This is a genomic window from Neobacillus citreus (assembly GCF_018343545.2).
GTDB lineage: Bacteria > Bacillota > Bacilli > Bacillales > Cytobacillaceae > Neobacillus > Neobacillus citreus.
In genome coordinates, this window is record NZ_JAGYPE020000018.1 from 58,225 (window position 1) to 82,123 (window position 23,899).

The following is a 23,899-nucleotide window of genomic DNA, read 5'->3' on the forward strand; positions in this document are numbered from 1 at the left end:
GGTTAATCTGCACATTATAATAGTATAAAGGTTTACGAACCTGAAAACAATAGAAAATCTAGGCTGCTTTCGATAATCACACTCTATAAAAAAAAATCCCGAGGGAGTGCCTCGGGATTTTCTTCACCATTACATGAATTCAGCAACTAATTTATCAAAATAATTTTGATCAAGCTCAAGGTCTGCTTGAGTTAACGGAGTTTCTTTGTAGCCATGAACTAATTCTTGGTAAGATTTTTGCTCCGTATTTTGATAAATAAGACCAGTTACTAAACCTTTATGCTTCATTAATGTTTGCATCGCTGCTTCGCGGTTATGTGGATCATAACCCTCGATATCGCTAAGCTTAGTAAGATTTTCTTTGAACCAGTCATAAGTGTTTACTTTATTATAAGTTACACATGGGCTGAATACGTTGATTAAAGAGAAGCCCTTGTGATTAATACCAGCTTCAATTAACGCAGTTAAATCTTTCAAATCTGTTGAGAAGCTTTGAGCAACAAAAGTTGCGCCCACAGTCAGTGCCATTTCCATTGGGGAAATCGCTTGTTCGATGGAACCTGCTGGTGTTGACTTTGTTTTAAAGCCAGCAGCTGAGCGCGGAGAAGTTTGACCTTTTGTTAAACCGTAAATTTGGTTGTCCATAACGATATAAGTAACGTCAATGTTACGACGGATTGCATGAATCGTATGACCCATACCAATCGCAAAGCCGTCACCGTCACCGCCGGAAGCGATAACTGTTAAATCGCGGTTAGCCATCTTAACGCCTTGTGCAATTGGCAGTGAACGGCCATGGATTCCGTGGAATCCGTATGAATTGATATAACCGGAAATACGACCAGAACAGCCGATACCGGAAATAACTGCTAAATTTTCAGGTTCTAAACCAACGTTTGCAGCAGCACGTTGAATTGCCGCTTGTACAGAGAAGTCGCCACAGCCAGGGCACCAGTTCGGTTTTACATCATTTCTAAAGTCTTTAAAAGTGGCCATTTAGAACAACTCCTTTGCTTTTGTGTAAACTTCGTGAGGTAAGAATGGATTACCATCATATTTCACATGCTTTACAATCTTGTCTGCATGTCCAACGTTCATTTTGATAATATTAGCCAATTGACCAGTCGCATTATTTTCTAACACGATAACCTTCTTCGCTGATTGAATAAGCGGAAGAACCTCGTCAGTTGGGAATGGGTGAATTAAGCGAATATGGGCATGGTTCACTTTTAAACCGTCATTTTCAAGACGTCCCATTGCTTCTTCAATAACACCGCGAGTCGAGTTAAAGCCAACAAATAAAATATCTGCTTCTTCATGCTTCGCATTTTTATACACAGGTGTATTAAAGCGAATATTATCTAATTTACGCATACGCTTATCCATCTGCGCTAGACGGTTTGCAGCTGATTCGGATGGTTTACCAGTTTCAGCATGCTCAACACCTGTTACGTGGTGAATACCGTTTTTCATACCAGGGATAACACGAGGTGAAACACCATCTTCAGTTACCTCATAACGTTTGAAGTAGCCTTTTCCGTCAATCTCTGGAAGATCGCCATTTAACAGCTTACCACGACGAATTTCAACTTTATCAACGCTTAATGGTTCAACGGTTTGTTTACCCAAGGATAATTGCAAGTCAGTTAATAAAATTACCGGAACTTGATATTCTTCAGCAAGATTGAAAGCTTCTGCTGCATCATAGAAAGCTTCTTCTACTGTACTTGGAGCCATGACGATTTTAGGAATCTCACCATGTGTTCCGTAAATCATGGCCATAAGATCAGATTGCTCTTGTTTTGTTGGTAATCCTGTAGAAGGACCACCGCGCTGTGTATCAACGATTACTAACGGAACTTCAGTCATACCGGAAAGGCCGATTGCTTCCATTTTCAATGAAAGGCCAGGGCCTGCAGAGGCAGTAATTGTACGAACTCCAGCATAGTTAGCACCAATAGCCATTGTAGCTGCAGCAATTTCATCTTCTGTTTGAATAACTGTTCCGCCAAGTGCAGGAAGCTTCTTAATTAAGTATTCCATAATCTCGGAAGCAGGTGTAATAGGGTAAGCAGCCATAAAACGACATCCGCCTGCAATAGCACCAAGGGCAATCGCATCGTTACCGATCATAAACATGCGCTGTTTGCCGTCAGCTTTTTCAAGATGCATTGGCTCGACGCCTTGTCCAAGCTTATCTTTCATATTGTCAAAGCCAGCTTTAATGGCTTCCATATTCTTTGCAACTACCTGGTCGCCTTTTTTGCCAAAAATTTCACGTACAACTACCTCAAATACTTGGATATCCAAATCTAAAACGGCCGCGGTAGCGCCGATTGCAACCATGTTCTTCATTAATGAAGTACCAAGCTCTGTTGCAATTTCCGTAAATGGAACTACAAATAAAGAAGCTTCTGTATCTTCAGGCTTAGTTGGACCAAATTTAGCATCAGCAAGGATTAGTCCTTTGCTGTGAAGTTCTTTGTAGTTTACATCAATTGTTTCTTGGTCAAAAGCGACTAGGATATCAAGATCATCAGAAATAGAACGAACTTCTGTCGTGCTTACTCTTATTTTATTATTCGTATGGCCGCCCTTAATACGTGATGAAAAGTGACGATAACCATACAGGTAATAACCTAAGCGATTCAGTGCGATTGCAAAGATTTCACCGGTACTCTCAATACCTTCACCTTGTTGCCCGCCAACTTTCCATGAAAGTTGCTTAATCATGACTTACACCCCTTTGGATATGTAAAAGATAATTAAATAAACATGTAGATTATAGCACATTTCCGAGTAAACCACTAGAAATTGTGATTTTTAATGCTTTAAACCCCAAAAACTAGAGTCACGGAGATGTACTAAACGCTTACAATTCTAGACCTATAAAGTAAAAAATGCAACCCTTTGGCTCGAAATAATGTCTAAAATATGAATATTTTTTTATTATTTTAAATTACTTGATTTACCTTCTAAAAATATCAAGAATAAATGGGCAATTACAGTATTTTTAAACAGTTTTACTAATTCTTCTGCCTTTACGGTTATGCCCCAGTATTCCATTTTCGAAATATTCTCTCATATATCAGAATAGTATTCTTTAATTATGGTAAGCAAACAATGCATTCACAACGAGAACACAAAAATACCTGCTTGTATAAAACAACCAGGCACATAAAACTTTGAATTTTTTATACCCACGGCTTTTTTCTACCGCGGTTCTACAATTAACTTTATAGCTGTGCGTTCTTCCCCATCGATTAAAATATCTGTAAACGCAGGGACACAAATCAAGTCAACTCCGCTAGGCGCTACAAATCCTCTTGCAATGGCTACTGCCTTAACGGCTTGATTTAATGCACCCGCACCTATTGCCTGTATTTCTGCTGCACCTCTTTCACGCAGAACTCCGGCAAGTGCACCAGCTACAGAATTAGGATTAGATTTTGCTGAAACTTTTAATATTTCCATTCCTAGCTCCCCCTTGTAATAATCCCGATCCCGCATGAGCAGTTTCATGAATCAATCAGGTATAAAACATTCCACTGCTACTATATTCACGAATCAAATAACATATTCCAGCTTGGACAAAAATAAGGCATATAAAAAGAGCAAACGAGAGTGTTTGCTCCTATGAATACCAAGGATGGTCATCATTGATTAAGATTGGTTCAATTTTTTTGGCAAGGCCTGTTTTTTGATCCAGAACCATATGCACTGCGCTTAATTGATTTCTTCCTCCTGTTGGGACTTCAAATCGTACCGGCAGACTTGTAAGAAATCGTTTCAAGACCGCTTCCCTTTCCACGCCAAGAATGCCGTCATACGGGCCCGTCATACCCACATCAGTTAAATAGGCTGTTCCCCCTGGAAGAATGCGGTTATCGGCTGTTTGGACATGTGTGTGGGTCCCTACAACAGCCGATACCCTTCCGTCCAAATACCAGCCCATTGCCTGCTTTTCGCTCGTCACTTCAGCGTGGAAGTCAACGAAAATGAATGGTGTTCGTGTCCGCGCCAATGTGACGAGCTCATCGGCCTTTTGAAACGGGCAATCAATTGGATTCATAAATGTCCTTCCCTGTAAATTGATGACTGCCACTTCAAAGCTGTTTATTTTCAGAAAAATAATTCCTTTACCAGGCGTGTCCTTCGGAAAATTGGCCGGGCGGACTAAATATTTGGCTTGATCGATAAATTCAAATATTTCGCGATTATCCCAGGCATGATTGCCTAATGTTACAGCCTGTGCACCCTGCTCTAAAAATTGCCGGTAAATTTTTTCCGTAATTCCTTTACCGCCTGCGGCATTTTCACCATTAATAATCGTTATTTGCGGACGATATTTTTCTTTTAATCTTGGCAGATATTCTTTCACCATATCCCTGCCTGGAGAACCGACGACATCGCCGATAAAAAGTATGTTCATGTTTTTGCCCTTTCGTAAATAAAATGTGTTATTAGAAGTTTAGCATATTTTTTTATGCAAAAAAATAAAGCGATGCAAAAGCACCGCTTTATTTCGCGTATTCAACAGCCCGAGTTTCACGGATAACTGTTACTTTAATATGACCTGGATAGTCAAGCTCTTCCTCTATTCGCTTCCGGATATCCCGTGCCAGGCGGTGTGCAGCCAAATCATCAATTGCTTCCGGTCTGACCATAATCCGAACCTCACGGCCTGCTTGGATAGCGAAGGATTTCTCAACACCCTCATAGGATTCGGAAATCTCCTCAAGCTTTTCAAGGCGGCGGATGTAGTTTTCGAGAGTTTCACTTCGTGCACCTGGTCTTGCTGCTGACAAGGCATCAGCTGCTGCAACAAGGACCGCAATAATCGATGTTGGTGCGGTATCACCGTGGTGTGAAGCGATACTGTTGATGACTACTGGATGTTCCTTGTATTTGGTCGCTAGCTCAACACCAATTTCGACATGGCTTCCTTCCACTTCATGGTCAATTGCTTTCCCGATATCGTGGAGAAGTCCGGCCCGTCTTGCCAGTGTTTCATCCTGTCCAAGCTCTGCAGCTAATAATCCCGAAAGCTGTGCTACTTCCATTGAGTGTTTTAACACGTTTTGACCGTAGCTTGTACGGAACTTCAGGCGGCCAAGGATTTTGATCAGGTCAGGATGGAGTCCATGAACGCCAACTTCAAAGGTGGTCTGTTCGCCAACCTCACGGATATATTCATCCACTTCACGGCGTGATTTTTCCACCATTTCCTCAATCCGGGCTGGATGGATGCGGCCGTCTTGAACAAGCTTTTCAAGCGCCAAGCGAGCGGTTTCCCGACGAATAGGATCAAAGCCTGATAGAATGACAGCTTCAGGAGTATCATCAATGATTAAATCAATACCTGTTAACGTTTCAAGGGTACGAATGTTTCGTCCTTCACGTCCAATGATACGGCCCTTCATTTCGTCGTTTGGAAGGTTTACGACTGAGACAGTTGTTTCCGCTACATGGTCAGCTGCGCAACGCTGGATAGCCAAGGAAAGTATTTCTTTCGCTTTCTTGTCAGCTTCCTCTTTTGCACGATTTTCGCTTTCCTTAATCATCATCGCGGTTTCATAAGCGAGTTCATTCTCAGTCCGATCTATAATGATCGACTTCGCTTCCTCACGAGTTAAGCCCGAAATTCGTTCGAGTTCTAATTGTTGTGTACGTACCAACTCGTCCACTTTGCTTTCCATCTCTTCAATATGCTGTTGTCTTTGATTTAGAGAATCATCCTTCTTTTCTAGAAGAACTTCACGCTTGTTTAACGTTTCATCCTTCCTGTCTAAATTCTCTTCTCTTTGCAGTAAACGGTTTTCTTGTTTTTGCAGTTCATTTCTTCGTTCACGAACCTCACGTTCTGCTTCGGTACGAAGCTTGTGAATTTCATCCTTTGCCTCTAACAGGGCTTCCTTCTTTAAGGATTCAGCATCGCGTTTTGCATCCTCTAAGATTTGCTCTGCAGCATTTTTAGCTCCTGCTATTTTTGCTTCAGCAATGGATTTACGAATAAAATAGCCAACAACGGCACCGACGATAAGGCCAAGCAAAATGGAGATGATAGTAATTAAATCCAATCGTTACACCTCCTCTTGCTATGAACTTTTCTTACATTTTTTAAGTGTCGGCATGTACATTGTTTAGACTCAACATACAGCAAGCACTACGGCTTTTTCGCAATGTAATATTTCCAAAAATGTAAAATATACATGTTAATTGTAAATGTGGTGCCAATCATTGTCAAGGTTTAGTCCGATTGGCATTTTGAAATATTTCGAATTTAGTATGACGGGACTGGGACATGGGCAGTTTTTACAGAAGTATTTTTCATGTATATTACTGAATAAAAATACATTCCGTTTCAAAAAGAGCAAAACCTTAGAGAAAAGGCTTTGCTCTTTAAATTAATCTAGTAGCTCAATTTGATCATCGTCATCCACTTCAGTGACAGTTTTTTCACCATCCAACCCGTAGTGTTCACGGATTTTTGTTTGGATATCAAGGCGGATATCAGGGTTTTCCTTTAGGAACAATTTTGCATTTTCCCGGCCCTGTCCGATTCTTTGATCGCTATAGGAATACCAGGAACCACTTTTTTGAACAATTTCTAGTTCCGATCCCATGTCGACGATTTCGCCTTCTTTTGAAATGCCTTCTCCATACATAATATCGACTTCAGCCGTACGGAATGGAGGCGCAACTTTGTTCTTTACAACCTTAATTTTTGTTTTGTTACCGACCATTTCAGTGCCTTGCTTAAGGGTTTCAGCACGGCGGACTTCAAGACGGATTGTCGAGTAGAACTTCAGCGCGCGTCCGCCAGGTGTCGTCTCGGGGTTCCCGAACATGACACCCACCTTTTCACGAATTTGGTTTATGAAGACAGCGATTGTTTTAGATTTATTGATTGCACCTGATAGTTTACGAAGTGCTTGGGACATCAAACGAGCTTGTAAGCCTACGTGGGCGTCTCCCATTTCACCTTCGATTTCAGCTTTTGGAACTAGAGCAGCTACTGAGTCGATTACGATGATATCAACTGCACCGCTTCGTACCAATGCTTCGGCGATTTCAAGTGCTTGTTCACCAGTGTCCGGCTGGGATAATAATAGTTCATCAATGTTTACGCCTAGTTTTTGGGCATAAGTTGGGTCCAGGGCATGCTCAGCGTCAATAAACGCCGCTTGTCCGCCTTTTGCCTGCACTTCTGCGATTGCATGAAGGGCTACGGTTGTTTTACCAGATGATTCGGGACCATATATCTCGATAATACGTCCCCTAGGATATCCGCCAACACCAAGTGCTACGTCCAGTGCTAGGGAACCACTTGGTACTGTGGAAATTCTTGTTTCCTGCTGCTCTCCCATTTTCATGATGGAACCTTTACCGAATTGTTTCTCTATTTGTTTTAGCGCCATTTCTAAGGCGGCCTTTCGGTCACTCACAAATAGTTCCTCCTTTTATATATAAAATAATATTATTGCTGGAATCTATTAAACGAAACCTATTATTAATATAACCTCTTTTTGAGTTTTTGTCGAGAAAAAACACGAACATTTATTCTGCCTTTTTCTGAGTAATTAAAGCAGGGAAAATTACAAAAAATCTTGTAGAATTGTATTTTTCGTGAGGGTTTCTGAATAAAAAAGGGGAATTCACTTGTTGTCAGAAAACTAAAAAAGGCGAGAAATCACTATCTTTTACCAATGCATGCTTTCAACCAGCTTACTAGGTAATATTACCTTTCTATTTTTACCGTTGCCCTTCTCCTTCACGTCAAACGGGTAAAATAATCGCTCTATTTTTACCACTAGAGAGATACTCTTCCTTCTCATACATTGTCCTCATGATATTCCCGCTCTTCCCATACCTTCAAAAACAAAAAAACCACAAAACACCTAAACGGTATCCTGTGGTTCAGCTTTTAACAACTTTAATAAAAAATAACATCCAAATTTAACAGCCCTCACCCTGTTGGCGGCCCTTCCACCAGCAAGAGTTAATTTTTCAACGACCGTCGGCTTACCAGCAGCAGCGATTCCAATATAAACGGTCCCAACCGGTTTCCCTTCCAGTTCATCCGGTCCGGCCACACCGGTAAAGCTAATTCCGACATCAGTCCCAAACATTCGAGCTGTATTTTCCGCTAGTTCACGGGCACACTCTTCGCTTACAGCCCCATGCTGATCAAGCGTTTCATGCCTAACCCCGACAACATCCCGCTTAATTTCATTGGCATAACATACAACGCCGCCTTTGAATACAGAGCTAGCTCCGGAAATCGAGGTAATCTCCTGCTGGAACAGCCCGCCTGTTAAACTCTCAGCTGCCGTAATGGTTAATTGCCCAGCCTTTAATGTCTTCGTCAGTTCCTCTAACAATGAGGCATCGCCATACCCATAAATATACTGCCCGACACGCCCGCGAATCTTCGACTCCACTTCATCCAACATAGCCTCTGCAGCAGCAGTATCCACATGCTTAGCGGTCAGACGCAACGTCACTTCCCCATCACCGGCAAGCGGCGCAATCGTCGGGTTGCTTTGAGCATCAATCAAATCAATAATTTCCGTTTCAAGGGCGGCTTCGCCAATCCCAAAAAAGCGCAGTACCCGGGAGACAATTTGTTCCGTCGAGCCGGCTGCCGAAGCAAGCGCCTGTCTGCCATAGCGGGAAAACATCGGTTCCATTTCCTTTGGCGGTCCTGGGAGGAGCATATAAATATGACCGCCCGTTTTCATCACCATACCTGGAGCCATGCCAAAGTCATTCGGCAAAACTTCAGATCCCTTCAAAACCAATGCCTGTTTCCTGTTATTCTCCGTCATTACTCGGTTAGTTCGTTTAAAATAATCCTCAATCGATTCTAGTGCTGTTTCATCATGCGCAAGGTCTGTACCAATATGGCGGGCAATTGTTTCCTTCGTTAAATCATCCTTGGTCGGTCCCAGTCCGCCGGTAAAAATAATGATTTCCGAACGCTTCTCGGCAATGTCAATCGCTGCCTTAAGCCTCTCAGGATTGTCGCCAACCACCGTATGAAAATATACATCCACTCCGAGCTCAGCTAATTGCTGAGATAGAAACCGTGCATTCGTATTCACAATCTGCCCGAGTAAAAGCTCTGAGCCAACTGCAATAATCTCAGCATTCACATCTATCGCCCCTTACAAATCAAATTTTACTTCGAATTCTTCAGCACATGGCTATTTTTTGCAAAATAATCCCATCCTGACCAAATCGTGAAGAACATCGCGACCCACAATGCCAAAATATCAAAGCGGAAAGGGATCAGCGCAAAAATAATGTTATGTAATAGTAATGCAGAAATCGCAATAATTTGTGTCCAGGTTTTAATTTTCCCAAGCATATTGGCTGCGACAACCTCTCCTTCGCCTGCAAGCAGGAGGCGGAGGCCTGTGACAGCAAATTCCCGGCTGATGATGATGATGACAATCCAAGACGGGGCATACCCAAGTTCCACAAGAACAATCAAAGCCGCTGAAACAAGCAACTTATCGGCAAGCGGATCGAGAAATTTTCCCATGTTTGTTACAAGATTATATTTACGGGCATAATGGCCGTCTACCCAGTCAGTCGTGGAGGCTAATATAAAAATCAACGCCCCGACGAAATGCGTAACAGGCATGTCCGCCCCAAGTAAGGACATTTGTCCCCAATCAAAAGGAACCAACATAACAATCATAAATATCGGGATTAAAAATATTCTTGAAACAGTAATTCTATTTGGTATATTCATCAAAATTTCCTCCTAAAAAACCAGCGTGCTTTCATGAGCACTATAAAATACACGCCAAAAATAGCCATCGAAAGGATGACTATTGTTGGACCTTCGGAACATATTGGATCGTAATGTCCTGACGAACCTTCTCAGTTGGTGCGACTGCATACTCAAGCTTTTGATCATTGACATAAATGTCCGCATCTACCGTTTTTCCGACGATAATAACAGCTTCAGTTTCTGCTGATAAATCAATAGTCTGGGTATCAACACCGCCTGCTTGCAGTGTTCCGGAATAGAAAGATTTTCCTTTGCCATTCTTTATACTGACCCAGGATACACCCCTAGAAACAATCTTTACCACGAATTTATCAGCATCACTTAACGAATAAGTCGAATTTCTTCCACTGGTTTGTACTACTGATAAAACTTGCTTCGGAGTTTCTTCAACAGGTGTTGTGGTTTCTTCCTTTTTTGGTTCTTCCTTAACAGTTTCTTTTTTCTTTTTATCTTCCTTTGCCTTTTCTTCGGCTTGTGCTTTTTCAAGCTTCTCGTTCTTGACTAATTTAACCTGCTCATTATCCTTGTTCGTTGATTGATTTGAATCTGTACCCGCATTCGTTGCGAAAAAATAATATAAAAGACTAGCAATACCAATGACAAAAACACCAATTAACACCTTTGGCAGCACATCAAAAATTTTCGAATTTCCTTGTGAAATCTTCTTGTGCGTCGTTACTCTTGATAATTGCTGAGGCAATTCATCGCTATAGGAAGCCGGGATTTCACTTTTATACGTTTCAAATAGCTCTTCGGGATTTAGATGTAAGGCTTCTGCATACTGCTTAATAAATGCCCGCACATAGAAATTTCCGGGCATGGCTGAATAGTTGCCTTCCTCAATTCCAACCAAATAACGCTTTTGGATTTTTGTCATAGACTGCAAATCATCAAGACTCAAACCTTTGGCTAAACGGGCTTCTTTTAATCGATTCCCTAATTCAGTCACCGTTAACACCTTCCAATTTTTTAAAAATCAAAATCTCCAAAATCCGATCCGGAGAACATATTGTGTTGATCAACTACCTCATATGTAATTTCTTCGTCAGCGTGATTCCTTAACTCAATAATATAATCAAAATCATCAAGCGTATACTCGGAGTTTTGGACGAAAATATCCGGATGCTCAATCACCTTTACAGACGGGAGACGCATAATTTCACGGACTAGCTGCCAATGCCGCTCATTTGCCCTGCGGGTCGATACAATCCCATCAAGAATAAACAGATTATTTGCATTGTATTCGTCTTCGATTAGCTGATTGCGGATCGTTTGCTTAAGCAGGGTTGAAGAGACGAACAGCCAGCGCTTATTGGCACAAACGCTTGCGGCGACCAGTGATTCGGTTTTACCGACACGAGGCATGCCGCGAATGCCAATCAGCTTGTGGCCTTCCTCCTTAAATAATTCTGCCATAAAATCCACTAAAACCCCAAGCTCGCTTCTGATGAATCGGAACGTTTTTTTATCATCTGCATCCCGTTGTATATAGCGGCCATGTCTGACAGCAAGACGGTCCCGCAGTTTTGGTTCTCTTAATTTTATTAGTTTTATTGTGTCCATTGTATTTAAAATTGACTCAAGACGTTTAATTTGATCATCATCTTTTGCCAGTATTAGCAAGCCGCGTCTTCCTTCATCGACACCATTAATAGTTACAATATTAATAGCAAGCATTCCTAAGAGGGATGAAATATCACCTAACAAACCCGGACGGTTTTTTGTAATTTCATATTCTAGATACCATTCTTTCTTCATGCTTTAACCCCCATTTAGGATATCAATCATTTTCTATTTCAAAAACGCCCTAAACCTTATCATAAATGATTTTGATAGAAGATGAAAGAAAAAACATGTCCAAATAGTAATTAATATCTATCAAAAAAGAGAGGAGATTTCTCCTCTCTTTACACATTATTGTTTTACAAGCTTAACCATTACGTTGGCAATGGCTTGCTGCTCCTGTGGATCGGCAACTGACCACATATCGGAAAGAACTCTTTCTTGTTCATTCTTTGGGTCAACGTTCCTTGCCAGATAGTCGCCAATTTGGTAAGCAATGGTGTTGATTGCTCCTTCACTCATTCCTTGAGATTGTGCGTTGTTTAGGCGATCCCCAAGGAAGTCCTGCCATTGTTTCCAGTTATCTAAAACAGACATAATTTTGCCTCCTTTTTTAGATGGTACAAGTATATTTTGCAAAACGGAGGCAGTTTCTATACATCCTGAAAATATGAATTTTTAGGTATACCAGCCGCCATTGATGGCAAGCACCTGTCCAGTAATATAACTGGAATCATCAGATAAAAGGAAGGCTGTACCCTTAGCAATTTCTTCGGCCTGCCCCAGCCTGCCCATTGGAATTTCAAAGGCAATTCTTTCGGTTTCTTCCTCCGTAAATCCGGCCATCATCGGCGTATCTACCGCCCCAGGAGCGATGGCATTCACGCGGATTCCATTTAATGCAACTTCCTTGCTTAAGGCCTTTACAAAGGCAATCTGCGCCCCTTTAGCGGCAGAATAGGCCACTTCACAGGCGGCACCAGTTTGCCCCCAAATGGACGTGATCACAACAATATTTCCTGATTTTTTACTGATTAGTTTTGGCAAAAGTTCTTTTGTCAGCATTAAGGGACTTAATACATGGACGTTCATGAGTGCCATCGCTTCGTCAAGCTTTAAATCCATTAACAATCCATATTGCCCCATTCCTCCGCAATGGACAATCGCATCCAGCGAAAAGATTTGCGAGCTAACCTTTAAATAACCTTCAGGCTCTGCCAAATCAGCATGAATCGGTATGTACTCCCCCTTAAAGGGGGAAAGCTTATTCAGCAGCTCTTTAATCGATTCTTCATTTTGATTGTAATGCAAGTAAAGATGATAGCCTTTTTCTGCCAAATGGTAAGCAACCGCCTGGCCGATTCCTCCGCTCGCTCCCGTAATAAGAACATATTTATGCATATTGTTCACTCTCTCTTTATATAAGGAGGCCTGATCCCTAAGGGGCAGGCCTCTGGATTTCTATTGTTTATTTTTAGGCACGACCTGGCAGACTGAAATCCGCTCGTCGGCAATTACTTCCGAAGCCAGTGACTGAACGTCAGCCAGAGTGATTTTTTCAAGTGTTGGCACAACATCAAATAGGTTCATGTCGTTAAAGGCGTAGCGGGTAAATTGGTTTGCGATATATTCAGGAGAGTTAACCGCCCTCAAGAATGCACCAATTTTCTTTTTCTTAGCCCTTTCTAGCTGTTCTTCAGTAAATGTGTGGGCACCCTTTGCATCCAACAGGATTTTTTGAATTCTGTCCGCTAGCTGGTCCGGATTATTCGTATCGCCGCCGATCATCGCAAAGCCAAAGCCCTGCTCCTGCGTGTAATCGAAGGAGAAGGATTCATCAACCAATCCGTCATTATATAGCTCGTAATAGTTTTCAGAGCTCTTCCCAAATAGTAAATCAAGGAGCACATTCATGGTTAACTCGTTTTTTAACATTTCCGGGCCTTGCTGATCCACATGCAGCGCCTTCATGCCAACCAAGCATTTCGAGGTTTGCACATTCATTTGCAATACCTGTTTTTTCTCCGCAGCCTTCAAGGGCTCGTCTTCGAACTTCCGCTTTATTTCAGGCATTTCCTTATAGTCTTTCTTGGCCTGATTATCTTTTACCTGTTTCATGATTTTGTCCGGGTCAACCGCTCCGACAATAAACAAAAGCATGTTGCTTGGGTGATAAAAAGTATTATAGCACTCATACAGCCATTCTTTTGTAATTTCAGAAATGGACTCAATTGTTCCCGCAATGTCAATTTTGACAGGATGGTTTTGGAATAGATTTTCGATGATCCCAAAATATAAGCGCCAATCTGGGTTATCGTCATACATCGTGATTTCTTGCCCAATGATGCCTTTCTCTTTTTCCACTGTTTTGTCAGAGAAATATGGGTCCTGAACAAAATCCACCAATGTTTCTAAGTTTTTTTCAACATCTGAAGTGCTTGAAAACAAATAGGCAGTCCGTGTAAATGATGTAAAGGCGTTGGCCGATGCTCCCTGTTTGCTGAATTGCTGAAAGACATCGCCATCTTCCTTTTCAAATAGCTTATGCTCCAAAAAATGGGCAATCCCATCAGGAACCTTGACAAAATTGTCTTTTCCCAAAGGTACAAATGTATTATCAACCGAACCATACTTAGTTGTAAAGGTTGCATAAGTTTTATTAAAGCCTTTTTTCGGTAAGATATAGACATGTAAGCCGTTTGACATTTTCTCGTGATAAAGCTCTTCTTGAAGCTGGTCAAAGCTGATTTTCTCCATTACTTGCCCGCCTCCGTTCCTGTTAAGAAATAAATGGTATCAAGGTTTATCTTATTAGCCACTGCGATAATTTCTTCTTTAGTTATTTTCAGCATATCTGTAATCCATGATTCGAGCTTAATATCTTGGTTTGCAACGACGTTATGATATAGGAGCTCGAGCAATCCCCTCGATGTATCAATGGTTTCAAGAATTTGGTTGCGAATGACGGCTTTCGTTTGAACTAGCTCATCGTCCGTAAAGTCACCCTTTTGCATTGCTTCCATTTGCTCGCGAATGATTTTAACAGCCTGATCATAATTTTTATTATCGATTCCCGACATGACCATCATTAAGCCCTTATGGCTTTCAAGCCGGCTGGCTGCATAATAGGCTAGACTTGCTTTTTCCCGAACATTGATAAACAGTTTCGAATGGGCAAAGCCGCCAAAAATGCCGTTAAAAACCTGCAATGCAAAATAATCTGGATTGCCAAAGACGATATTTGTCCGGTAGCCCATATTTAATTTTCCTTGTTTGACATCTTGAACTTCCTTAACCTCATTTACTTCTGTTCTGTTTTGAACCTTAGCAGCGGAAGACTTTTGTGGAGTGCGATTTTCAAATTGCAGAAGCCCTTCAGCAATAGTCTTCACTTCTTCTTCCTTTACATCGCCAATCACGTAAAGGTCCATCTCATCCTCTTTAAAGGCTCTCTGGAAATATTCGAATAAGTTTTCTGGAGTAATTGCATCGACAGCTTCAGCCTCGCCATTAACCTCTAGAGCATATGGCTCTCCTTTGCACATTTCCTGAATGAGGCGAACATTGGAGTAGCGCATTTTATCATCATACACTGATTGAATTCTTTGCTTTTGTGTGCGTTTTTCTTTTTCAACTGTTTCCTTATCAAACGCTTGGCCGGAAACATTGGGCTTCGTCAAAATTTCTGACAATAATTCAAATCCCTTTTTCAATAAAGGACTATGGTCAGTCAAGAATTTTTCATTTGCAATTTCTATCAGAAAGCTGACAATATGATACTCGCCCTTTTTTCCTAAATCGACGTAAAGAGTTGCTCCGTATAGGTCATCCAAATAGGAACGGAGCTGTGTCGTCGTTGGATATTTGGCAGAACTGGACTGCAGCACATAGGGCAGAAGTGCTCTTCTCGTGACATCCTCATTTGACAATGGCGCTTTCATTCGCCAGACCAGAGTATTCGTTTTATATTTATCAGTTTCAACAACATGGAGTTTATAGCCTTGCATTTGCGTTATTTTTTCAACGACTGCTTCCATTTATCTTCCTCCTGTCTGTTAAAGGGTCTTAACATATGATATGAAAACATTTTTCTTTATATTTTTTCCTTTCATATAAAACCTATACTATTAAACCTGTACAATTCAAGTTATAAAAAAAGAACCCCCAGAAAATCTGGGAGTCCAAGCAAGTATCTACCTGCTTCCTTTTATATAATGTGTTCCAACTGCCTTTGGGGCATCGGCGCGGCCGATGAATCCAGTTAAGGCTAGAATAGTTAAAACGTATGGAGCAATTAACAAATACACATTTGGTATTTCTTTTAAGAATGGCAAGCTTGAACCGATGATACTAATACTTTGTGCGAATCCAAAGAAAATAGCTGCTCCAAGTGCTCCAAGTGGATGCCATTTTCCAAAAATCATGGCCGCCAGCGCCATGAAGCCCTGTCCGCTGATGGTAGCATGACTGAAATTAGAAGTGATGGACTGTGCATAGACAGCACCGCCGATTCCGCCAAGTGCTCCAGAAAGCATTACACCTAAATAACGCATTTTAGTTACATTGATTCCCATTGTATCTGCCGCCATCGGATGCTCTCCGACAGAACGAAGACGAAGGCCGAACGGTGTTTTATAAACAATATACCAAACGATAATAGCAACGATAATCGCTACAAAGGATGTCCAATAAGTATTTTGGAAAAATATTTCCCCAATAACTGGAATATCCTTTAAAACAGGCACATCAATTTTGCTGAAGCCCTTGGAAATAATCCCAGTTTCACCTTTACCATAAATTTGTTTAACAAGGAACATTGTTAAACCAACTGCCAGTAAGTTAATAGCTACACCGGAAACGGTATGATCAGCTCGAAAAGTGATGGACGCTACTGCATGCAATAACGAGAAAATGGCACCGGCGACCATCGCCACTAAGATGGCAAGCCAAGGGGTTGCATTTCCGAATGTATCAAAAAATGTTAAGTTAAACACGATGGAAGTAAATGCCCCAATAACCATTAATCCTTCGAGACCGATGTTAACGACACCTGAACGTTCTGAAAAAATACCGCCTAACGCAGTGAAGATAAGTGGAGCAGCCCATAAAAGTGTAGATGGAACAACAATTGTTAAAATGTCCATTAAGCTCACTTACTTCACCCCCTTCTTACCGATTCGATCAAGAAATGCTCTAATTATATAGCTGGATGCAACAAAGAAAACAATAAGTGCGATAATAATATCAACTAGTTCATTTGGCACACCCGCTTCAAGCGGCATGTTTAAAGCCCCTACTTTTAAGGCACCGAATAAAATCGCTGAGAAGAATACCCCTAATGCCGTGTTAGAACCAAGCAAGGCAATCGCGATTCCGTCAAACCCTACACCGGTAAATCCGCCTTTAACGGCCGCATATCCGAAGGTTCCAAGTCCCTCCATTGCACCGGCCAATCCAGCAAAAGCGCCGGAAATCACCATTGAAAGGATGATATTTTTATTTACATTCATCCCCGCATAGTGAGCAGCATGCTGGTTAAAACCAACTGCCCGCAATTCAAATCCTCTTGTTGTTTTTTCCAATAAGAACCACATGATAAAACAGCAGGCAATTGCAAGGATAATTCCCCAGTGAAGACGGGAATAATCTGTCAGGCTTTGGAGCCATTCTGAACGCAAGCTTGCAGATTCATGAATCATTTCTGTCTTATCACCGCTCTTAGCAGCTAGAACATTTCTTATAATATAGTTAGTCACATGCAAAGCAACATAGTTCAACATAATGGTGACAATAACTTCATGGACGCGAAAACGCGCCTTCAAAAAGCCAGGGATAAAGGCCCACAGGGCACCTGCAACAATAGCTGCCAAGATGGCAAGCGGCAGATGTATGACTTTTGGAAGGTCAAAAGCAACCCCTACCCAGACCGATGCCAGCCAACCGACAATAAATTGTCCCTCTACCCCGATGTTAAATAGGCCAACACGGAAAGCAAACGCTACCGCTAAACCAGCCAAAATATACGGTGTAAACTGGCGAATAACTTCCCCAACATAGTAAACTTCCCCAAAAGCCCCGTTCCAAAGTGCTGTATAAGCAGCAACCGGGTCATATCCGCTGATTAACATAATAATGGTTCCCACGATGATTCCTAATAACACCGAAATGATCGGTGTTAAGATACCTGTTAAGCGCTTAGACATTTGCACCCGCTTCCTTTCTATTCGATCCTGCCATTAACAATCCAAGTTCTTGTTCGTCTGTATCTTTTGGATTGACAACAGCAACGATCTTCCCCTCATAAATAACAGCAATCCGGTCGCTGACATTCATAATCTCATCTAACTCAAAAGAAACAAGCAAGACGGCCTTGCCATGATCGCGCTGCTCAATGAGGCGTTTGTGGATAAATTCAATCGCACCTACATCCAAACCACGAGTCGGCTGAGCTGCAATCAACAAATCAGGATTCCTGTCCACTTCACGGCCGATGATTGCCTTTTGCTGGTTACCTCCAGAAAGAGCGCGTGCCAACGTATATTCACTTGGTGTGCGGACATCGAATTCACTGATTAACTTCCTTGCCTTATTATAAATTTCTTTAAAATTTAAGACTCCGCTTTTAGAAAAAGGCTTCTGATAATAGGTTTGTAAAACCATATTTTCGGCAATTGGATAATTCAAAACAAGTCCATGTTTATGACGGTCTTGCGGAATGTGAGCTACTCCAGATTCCGTGATTTTTCTAGGGGTGTGGTTAATTAATTCTTTGCCATTTAATTGAATGCTGCCGCTATCCGATTTACGCAATCCTGTAAGCGCTTCAATTAACTCAGACTGTCCATTACCGTCAACCCCGGCAATCCCGACTATTTCACCGGCACGAACTGTTAAATCCAATCCATTTACAACCGTGACACCACGTGAATCCTTCACTACTAGATCTTTAACTAGCAAAACGTCTTGCTTTGGTTCAGCAGGCTTCTTTTCTGTTTTAAAGACAACTTCCCGTCCAACCATAAGGCTTGCAAGTTCATTTGGATTGGTTTCACTGACATTTACCGTACCAATCCCTTTTCCTTTGCGAATGACAGTACAGCGGTCGGCGACCTCCATAATTTCTTTTAACTTGTGGGTAATAAGAATGATAGATTTACCCTCTTTAATAAGAGTTTTCATAATTTGAATTAACTCTTTAATTTCTTGCGGTGTCAGCACAGCAGTCGGTTCGTCAAAAATTAAAATCTCTGCTCCGCGGTATAATGTTTTTAAAATTTCAACCCTTTGCTGCATACCTACAGAGATATCGGAAATTTTCGCCTGCGGGTCAACTGACAATCCGTAACGTTCGGAAATTTGCCGAACTTCCTGTTCTGCCTTTTTAATGTCAATCCGGCCAGCAGATGTAATCTCTCTGCCAAGGATAATGTTTTCCGTTACTGTGAAGGTATCCACTAGCATAAAGTGCTGATGGACCATCCCGATTCCAAGGTCATTGGCAACGTTAGGATCGGTAATTTTAACAGGCTTTCCCTTTACTCTAATTTCTCCAGCTTCTGGTTGGTACAAACCAAAAAGCACGTTCATCAAAGTTGATTTGCCTGCTCCGTTTTCGCCAAGCAAGGCATGAATTTCTCCCTTTTTCAATTGGAGAGTAATGTTATCATTTGCAACAAAGCTGCCGAATTCTTTCCGAATGTTTAGCATCTCGATTACATAATCCATTTTTTCTCACTCCCTGTAATGAAGGTGATGGAAATTCCGACCAATAAAAGTAAGAGGTCAGACCTTTCCAAGATTTAAAAAACAGGGATATCTCCCCATTAAAACCTTAATTGAAAGGCGGAAAATCATTTCTGCACTTCAATTAAGATTCATTAAGAAGGAATAAGCGGATTATCTTAATAATATCCGCTTATTCCCTGTTAGTAGTTTTATTTTGCACTAAAGTTTTTCAATTCATCACGAGTTTGAGGAACTTTTAAGTCACCAGATTTGATTTTTTCAATGTAGTCTTTAACCGCTTTATCAATCGCATCTTTGTTTGGAGCCTTTGCGTTAACTGGTGCTAAACCTACGCCATCTTCATGTAAGCCGTATAATACCACTTCTCCGCCAGGGAAGTTGCCATCCATTGCCTTTTTGGACAAGTCTTGAACTGCTACGTCAACTCGCTTTAATGCAGATGTTAAGACTACGTCTGGACCCATGTCAGCTTGGTCACGGTCAACCCCGATTGCCCAGAAGTCTTTGCTTGGTTCTTTCGCTTTACGGTCAACAGCCTCTTTGAAAAGACCATTACCAGTAGCACCAGCAGCGTGGAAGACAACGTCTGCACCAGAAGAGTACATTTTAGAAGCGATGGATTGCCCTAATTCAGCTTTGTCAAATGCACCAGAATATTGAACGTCAACCTGTACATCAGGTTTAGCAGCCTTTACACCAGCAAGAAAGCCAGACTCAAAGCGCTCGATAACTGGAATTTCCATACCACCGATGAAACCGATATGGTTTGTTTTAGTTGTTAAAGCAGCCGCAACACCCGCAAGGAAAGCTGCTTCCTGCTCTTTAAAGAGGATGCTTGCTACGTTTGGCTGTTTTACTTCAGCGTCAACGATTGCAAAATGATGGTCTTTTTGTTGTTTTGCAATTTCTTCAACGGCTGCCTGCATTAAGAAGCCGATCCCATATACTAAGTCAAAATCTTGGCGAGCAAGAGTATTTAAGTTTGTTGCATAGTCAGCATCTGATTTGGATTGAAGGTAAGAGTAACCGCCTTTTCCTTCTTTCATGCCGTTATCTTTACCGAACTTTTGAAGGCCTTCCCACGCTGATTGGTTAAAGGATTTGTCATCTACACCGCCGACGTCAGTAACCATTGCTACAGAGAATGATTTTCCTTTTTCTCCGCCTTTTGATGTTTCAGTTCCTTTGTTGTCATCACTTTTTCCACAAGCACCTAATAGTGTTCCAGCAGCAAGAACAAGTGATAGCGCCATTCCAACTTTACGCTTTTTCAAGGTATCTTCCCCCTAAGAATGTTGTTAGATAGTAGAAATGGTATAAAACTGGACTGATTGCGTTTTCATTACCATTAAAAATTTTTACACTCGTTTCCTAAGTACATGAAAACTAAATTTGTCCGCCTTAAAATAGTTTACCGAAAAAAGGACAGGTTCATCCGTTTCATCGAAATGCATTTGTTTTAATACCAATAATGCAGTCTCCGGGTCACATTCTAAAATTGGGGAAATTTTTTCATGATAGCCAATCGGCTCGATTTGGGCAACCGCGTATGTAATCCTTCTGTTTGCCTCGTCTCCTAATATGTTGAAGATTGATTCTTCACCATGAGAGAAGGTTTCTGGTAATATGTGTGCTGGAACTTTGTCGATACAATAAACGACTGGTTCTCCATTGGCGGTTCTTACTCTCTCAATCACGACCATTTCCTCATCAGCAGAACATGAGAAACGACGAATATCCTCTTCCGATGGGCTTTGAGTTGATGACCTTAAGAAAATAGTTCCTGGTTTCATGCCAGCTTGTTTGATCATGTCAGTAACACTGCTTAACTGTTCGATCCCCGATGTGAACAATGGCTTTGCGTTAACAAACGTACCAACCCCATGGCGTCTGATAATCACATTTTCCTCTTCAAGAATTCTTAATGCTTCTCGAAGTGTAGCCCTGCTGACACCAAGCTGTTTGGCAAGATCGAATTCTGATGGCAGTTTCTCTTTTTCTTTGTATACACCATCTTCAATATCCTGCTTAAGCCGGTCGATTACTTGTAAATATAAATGCCGGTTATCTGACTTGATGGACATGCTGCTTTCCTCCAGCCTTTTCCTTAGACATCAGACCTCTGATATCATTCCTACTAATCGCAATAATCTTATCATGTTTTCTGCGAGAAATAAATAGAAATCCATGATTTTGTCGAAAAAAGACGAAAAGATAAAAATCATCTTTAACGCCTATTACTATTTTATCAACTTTCCATAAAAGTAGAATAAAAAAAGAGCCATAAGGCCCTTTTTTTAAGAGCTCTTTTCCTCGTTTGGCTTCGTAATTAAGACCGCACGAGGTTTGCTTCCTTCATATGGCCCTACCACTCCGCGGAGCTCCATTTCATCTATCAGTCTTGCCGCTCTTGTATAGCCAATCCGGAAGCGGCGCTGCAGCATCGAAACTGATGCCGTTTGCATGTCAACAATCAATTCAACTGCCTCGTCATATAATTCGTCTTCAACCTCTCCAGCAGCCTCCGGGATATCATCTGGGATCATTTCCTCCTGATATTGAGCCTTTTGCTGGGAGATAACAAATTCAACCGTGTCCTCCACTTCTTGATCGGAGAGGAAGGCACCTTGGACACGTACCGGTTTTGTCGCACCGACTGGCATAAAGAGCATGTCCCCTCTGCCGAGAAGCTTTTCCGCCCCGCCCATGTCTAGGATTGTCCGTGAGTCTGTTCCGCTTGATACTGCGAAGGCGATGCGGGAAGGAATATTGGCCTTGATGACCCCGGTGATGACATCGACGGATGGACGCTGGGTCGCAATAATGAGATGAATCCCTGCCGCACGGGCCATTTGCGCCAGCCGAGTAATCGAATCCTCTACATCTGAAGAGGCAACCATCATTAAATCCGCCAACTCGTCCACTATGACAACAATATACGGCAACAACGGCTGCTTATCATCTTCTTCGAGATTATGTCTTCGAACATGGTCATTATAGCCTTCAATATTCCTTGTTCCGGTATGGGAGAATAACTCATATCGTCTTTCCATCTCGCTGACAACCTTTTTCAACGCTTGTGAGGCCTTTTTGGGTTCTGTCACTACTGGCGCAAGCAGATGGGGAATTCCATTATAAACATTTAACTCGACCATCTTCGGGTCTATCATCATTAATTTTACTTCATGGGGCTTTGCCCGCATTAAAATACTCGTAATTATTCCGTTGATACATACACTTTTTCCGCTTCCTGTTGCACCAGCGACAAGAAGGTGGGGCATTTTATTTAATTCTGCCAGGACGGCCTCGCCCGTGATATCCCTGCCAAGTGCAATCATTAGCTTGGCATCCGGCTTATCATTTTGCGTTGCTTCCAAAACCTCTCTTAGTGAAACCATTGCAACTTCGGAATTTGGAACCTCTATCCCGATCGCTGATTTTCCGGGGATTGGGGCTTCCATTCGAATGTCCTTTGCTGCTAGTGCTAATGCGAGATCGTCGCTGAGGCTGACGATTTTGCTGACTTTAACACCGACATCAGGATGGACTTCATATTTTGTCACTGCAGGTCCCAGGTGCACTTGTGTAACACGTGCTTTGACTCCAAAGCTTTGGAAGGTTCTTTCCAGTTTGGCTGCATTCTTATTAATCAGCTCATATTCACCGCTTTGGTCGGTTTTCTTTGGAAGTTTCAGAAGCCTGAGCGGCGGCAATTCATAGGAGGCATTTTCCACTTCGGCAAATGAGATAGGAGGAGTATTGTCTTCCTCAGGTTCCTCTTGTTTGCTCCGTCTGCTCTTGGCCGGTTCTCGCTGCGGTCTTTCCCTAGGCAGCTCCTCCTGATATGCCCGATCCGCAAAATTGGAGATTAACGGTTCAGGGATGACAGCTTCGTCTATATCAGCCCGTGGTTCGGGAACGTTTACGGCAGTCTGCTGAATCCGCCTGTTTTCTTGTGCCTGCCTTCTTTGATTGCTCCGCTCGGTCCGCCTTTCCTGCTGTTTCTGTTTCCATTCGGCTACATCCGTTTTAAAAGCTTGCCACTGGGTTTTTGAAAAGCCAAAAACCCCCATCAAGATTTTTGCTACAAAATCACCAAATGATTTGCCGGTTAGTAAAATAAACCCTACTAAAATAAAAATAAAGGCAATGATTTTTGTACCGGTTTCTGCAAATAAATAATGAAACAGAGCAAACAATATGGCCCCAAGGATTCCTCCACCGAGATCATGTGTACTGGTTTCCCCCCGGACCTCCATCATGAATAACTCCCATGTATTGTTGATGACACTAGGGTTCTTAAATTTTCCATTATTGCTCAGCAAATCAAACAATGTAACGTGACTCAAAAGAAGAATAGCTGAAACAATAAAATAACTGCCTACAAGCTTAATATGAAAGAAAAATGGAATCTCCCTTTTCCACATTAAATAAATACTTAGTATAACCAGCCCCAGTAAACTAAGCATGTACCATTCACCCATCCAAAAACGGAAGAACAGGACGGTTGCTCTGCCGACGGCCCCAAGCTTTGCAATTGAAATAATCGCTAATGCTAGGATTGCCAGTGCCGATAATTCATATTGGACCGTGCGTTTTAGCTGGGTATCTCGTCTTTTCGGTTGTCGTTTCTTTTTTTTGGCCATGCAATCACCTTTATATTATTGATTTTATTCTAATGATGCCTCGACTTTTTATGATAAAGGCAGAAAAGCAGCCTTATTTTGGCTGCTCTTGTCTCTTTACCCTTATTATACCATAATGTGTTAATAGTTTTCCCTTATC

Annotated in this window: 20 protein-coding genes; all 20 read right to left on the reverse strand. The window is 41.8% G+C overall.

Annotated elements, in window-relative coordinates:
• Positions 1–129: 129 nt before the first annotated feature.
• Positions 130–996 (reverse strand): 2-oxoacid:ferredoxin oxidoreductase subunit beta, encoded by an 867-nt coding sequence (locus KHB02_RS12145; protein WP_213140732.1) that lies wholly within the window; start codon positions 994–996, stop codon positions 130–132.
• Positions 997–2,733, reverse strand: a complete 1,737-nt coding sequence (locus tag KHB02_RS12150) for a 2-oxoacid:acceptor oxidoreductase subunit alpha (RefSeq protein ID WP_213140733.1) — start codon at positions 2,731–2,733, stop codon at positions 997–999.
• Between the two features lie 480 nt (positions 2,734–3,213).
• Positions 3,214–3,474: a stage V sporulation protein SpoVS gene (gene spoVS / locus KHB02_RS12155; protein ID WP_038541258.1), complete on the reverse strand. Its 261-nt coding sequence runs from the start codon at positions 3,472–3,474 to the stop codon at positions 3,214–3,216.
• Between the two features lie 160 nt (positions 3,475–3,634).
• Positions 3,635–4,432, reverse strand: coding sequence for a TIGR00282 family metallophosphoesterase (locus KHB02_RS12160; RefSeq protein WP_213140734.1), 798 nt, complete (start codon positions 4,430–4,432; stop codon positions 3,635–3,637).
• A gap of 88 nt (positions 4,433–4,520) precedes the next feature.
• Positions 4,521–6,080: a ribonuclease Y gene (gene rny, locus KHB02_RS12165; protein ID WP_213140735.1), complete on the reverse strand. Its 1,560-nt coding sequence runs from the start codon at positions 6,078–6,080 to the stop codon at positions 4,521–4,523.
• A gap of 327 nt (positions 6,081–6,407) precedes the next feature.
• Positions 6,408–7,448 (reverse strand): recombinase RecA, encoded by a 1,041-nt coding sequence (gene recA, locus KHB02_RS12170; protein WP_213140736.1) that lies wholly within the window; start codon positions 7,446–7,448, stop codon positions 6,408–6,410.
• A 453-nt stretch (positions 7,449–7,901) separates the two neighbouring features.
• On the reverse strand, positions 7,902–9,158 hold the full coding sequence (locus KHB02_RS12175; protein WP_213140737.1) for a competence/damage-inducible protein A: 1,257 nt from the start codon (positions 9,156–9,158) through the stop codon (positions 7,902–7,904).
• A gap of 26 nt (positions 9,159–9,184) precedes the next feature.
• Positions 9,185–9,763 (reverse strand): CDP-diacylglycerol--glycerol-3-phosphate 3-phosphatidyltransferase, encoded by a 579-nt coding sequence (gene pgsA / locus KHB02_RS12180; protein ID WP_213140738.1) that lies wholly within the window; start codon positions 9,761–9,763, stop codon positions 9,185–9,187.
• Between the two features lie 79 nt (positions 9,764–9,842).
• Positions 9,843–10,754 (reverse strand): RodZ domain-containing protein, encoded by a 912-nt coding sequence (locus KHB02_RS12185; protein ID WP_213140739.1) that lies wholly within the window; start codon positions 10,752–10,754, stop codon positions 9,843–9,845.
• A gap of 20 nt (positions 10,755–10,774) precedes the next feature.
• Positions 10,775–11,563 (reverse strand): DUF3388 domain-containing protein, encoded by a 789-nt coding sequence (locus tag KHB02_RS12190; RefSeq protein WP_213140740.1) that lies wholly within the window; start codon positions 11,561–11,563, stop codon positions 10,775–10,777.
• Positions 11,564–11,719: 156 nt separating this feature from the next.
• Positions 11,720–11,965, reverse strand: a complete 246-nt coding sequence (locus KHB02_RS12195) for a DUF3243 domain-containing protein (RefSeq protein ID WP_213116299.1) — start codon at positions 11,963–11,965, stop codon at positions 11,720–11,722.
• A gap of 81 nt (positions 11,966–12,046) precedes the next feature.
• Positions 12,047–12,769: an elongation factor P 5-aminopentanone reductase gene (gene ymfI / locus KHB02_RS12200; protein ID WP_213140741.1), complete on the reverse strand. Its 723-nt coding sequence runs from the start codon at positions 12,767–12,769 to the stop codon at positions 12,047–12,049.
• 60 nt (positions 12,770–12,829) lie between these two features.
• Complete coding sequence (gene yfmH, locus KHB02_RS12205; RefSeq protein WP_213140742.1) at positions 12,830–14,125, reverse strand: EF-P 5-aminopentanol modification-associated protein YfmH; 1,296 nt, start codon at positions 14,123–14,125, stop codon at positions 12,830–12,832.
• Positions 14,125–15,405 (reverse strand): EF-P 5-aminopentanol modification-associated protein YfmF, encoded by a 1,281-nt coding sequence (yfmF, locus tag KHB02_RS12210; protein ID WP_213140743.1) that lies wholly within the window; start codon positions 15,403–15,405, stop codon positions 14,125–14,127. The genes yfmH and yfmF overlap by 1 nt, the downstream gene beginning before the upstream one ends.
• Positions 15,406–15,561: 156 nt before the next feature.
• Positions 15,562–16,521: an ABC transporter permease gene (locus KHB02_RS12215; RefSeq protein ID WP_213140744.1), complete on the reverse strand. Its 960-nt coding sequence runs from the start codon at positions 16,519–16,521 to the stop codon at positions 15,562–15,564.
• Positions 16,522–17,571, reverse strand: coding sequence for an ABC transporter permease (locus KHB02_RS12220; RefSeq protein WP_213140745.1), 1,050 nt, complete (start codon positions 17,569–17,571; stop codon positions 16,522–16,524).
• The gene (locus KHB02_RS12225) at positions 17,564–19,093 is read right to left on the reverse strand and encodes an ABC transporter ATP-binding protein (RefSeq protein ID WP_213140746.1); all 1,530 of its coding nucleotides are present in this window, start codon (positions 19,091–19,093) and stop codon (positions 17,564–17,566) included. Before KHB02_RS12225 ends, KHB02_RS12220 begins: the two co-directional genes overlap by 8 nt.
• A gap of 209 nt (positions 19,094–19,302) precedes the next feature.
• Positions 19,303–20,388 (reverse strand): BMP family lipoprotein, encoded by a 1,086-nt coding sequence (locus KHB02_RS12230; protein ID WP_213140747.1) that lies wholly within the window; start codon positions 20,386–20,388, stop codon positions 19,303–19,305.
• Between the two features lie 84 nt (positions 20,389–20,472).
• Positions 20,473–21,198: a GntR family transcriptional regulator gene (locus KHB02_RS12235; RefSeq protein ID WP_213140748.1), complete on the reverse strand. Its 726-nt coding sequence runs from the start codon at positions 21,196–21,198 to the stop codon at positions 20,473–20,475.
• A gap of 213 nt (positions 21,199–21,411) precedes the next feature.
• Positions 21,412–23,760 carry an FtsK/SpoIIIE family DNA translocase gene (locus KHB02_RS12240; protein ID WP_213140749.1) on the reverse strand — a complete coding sequence of 783 codons (2,349 nt, stop codon included), beginning with the start codon at positions 23,758–23,760 and terminating at the stop codon, positions 21,412–21,414.
• Between the last annotated feature and the right edge of the window lie 139 nt (positions 23,761–23,899).

Coding starts and splice junctions, on each gene's coding strand:
- KHB02_RS12160 (WP_213140734.1), bottom strand. CDS start 4,432: ATGAACATACTTTTTATCGGCGATGTCGTCGGTTCTCCAGGCAGGGAT.
- KHB02_RS12225 (WP_213140746.1), bottom strand. CDS start 19,093: ATGGATTATGTAATCGAGATGCTAAACATTCGGAAAGAATTCGGCAGC.
- KHB02_RS12145 (WP_213140732.1), bottom strand. CDS start 996: ATGGCCACTTTTAAAGACTTTAGAAATGATGTAAAACCGAACTGGTGC.
- KHB02_RS12150 (WP_213140733.1), bottom strand. CDS start 2,733: ATGATTAAGCAACTTTCATGGAAAGTTGGCGGGCAACAAGGTGAAGGT.
- KHB02_RS12190 (WP_213140740.1), bottom strand. CDS start 11,563: ATGAAGAAAGAATGGTATCTAGAATATGAAATTACAAAAAACCGTCCG.
- spoVS (WP_038541258.1), bottom strand. CDS start 3,474: ATGGAAATATTAAAAGTTTCAGCAAAATCTAATCCTAATTCTGTAGCT.
- yfmH (WP_213140742.1), bottom strand. CDS start 14,125: ATGGAGAAAATCAGCTTTGACCAGCTTCAAGAAGAGCTTTATCACGAG.
- KHB02_RS12240 (WP_213140749.1), bottom strand. CDS start 23,760: ATGGCCAAAAAAAAGAAACGACAACCGAAAAGACGAGATACCCAGCTA.
- KHB02_RS12220 (WP_213140745.1), bottom strand. CDS start 17,571: ATGTCTAAGCGCTTAACAGGTATCTTAACACCGATCATTTCGGTGTTA.
- ymfI (WP_213140741.1), bottom strand. CDS start 12,769: ATGCATAAATATGTTCTTATTACGGGAGCGAGCGGAGGAATCGGCCAG.
- KHB02_RS12235 (WP_213140748.1), bottom strand. CDS start 21,198: ATGTCCATCAAGTCAGATAACCGGCATTTATATTTACAAGTAATCGAC.
- yfmF (WP_213140743.1), bottom strand. CDS start 15,405: ATGGAAGCAGTCGTTGAAAAAATAACGCAAATGCAAGGCTATAAACTC.
- KHB02_RS12195 (WP_213116299.1), bottom strand. CDS start 11,965: ATGTCTGTTTTAGATAACTGGAAACAATGGCAGGACTTCCTTGGGGAT.
- pgsA (WP_213140738.1), bottom strand. CDS start 9,763: ATGAATATACCAAATAGAATTACTGTTTCAAGAATATTTTTAATCCCG.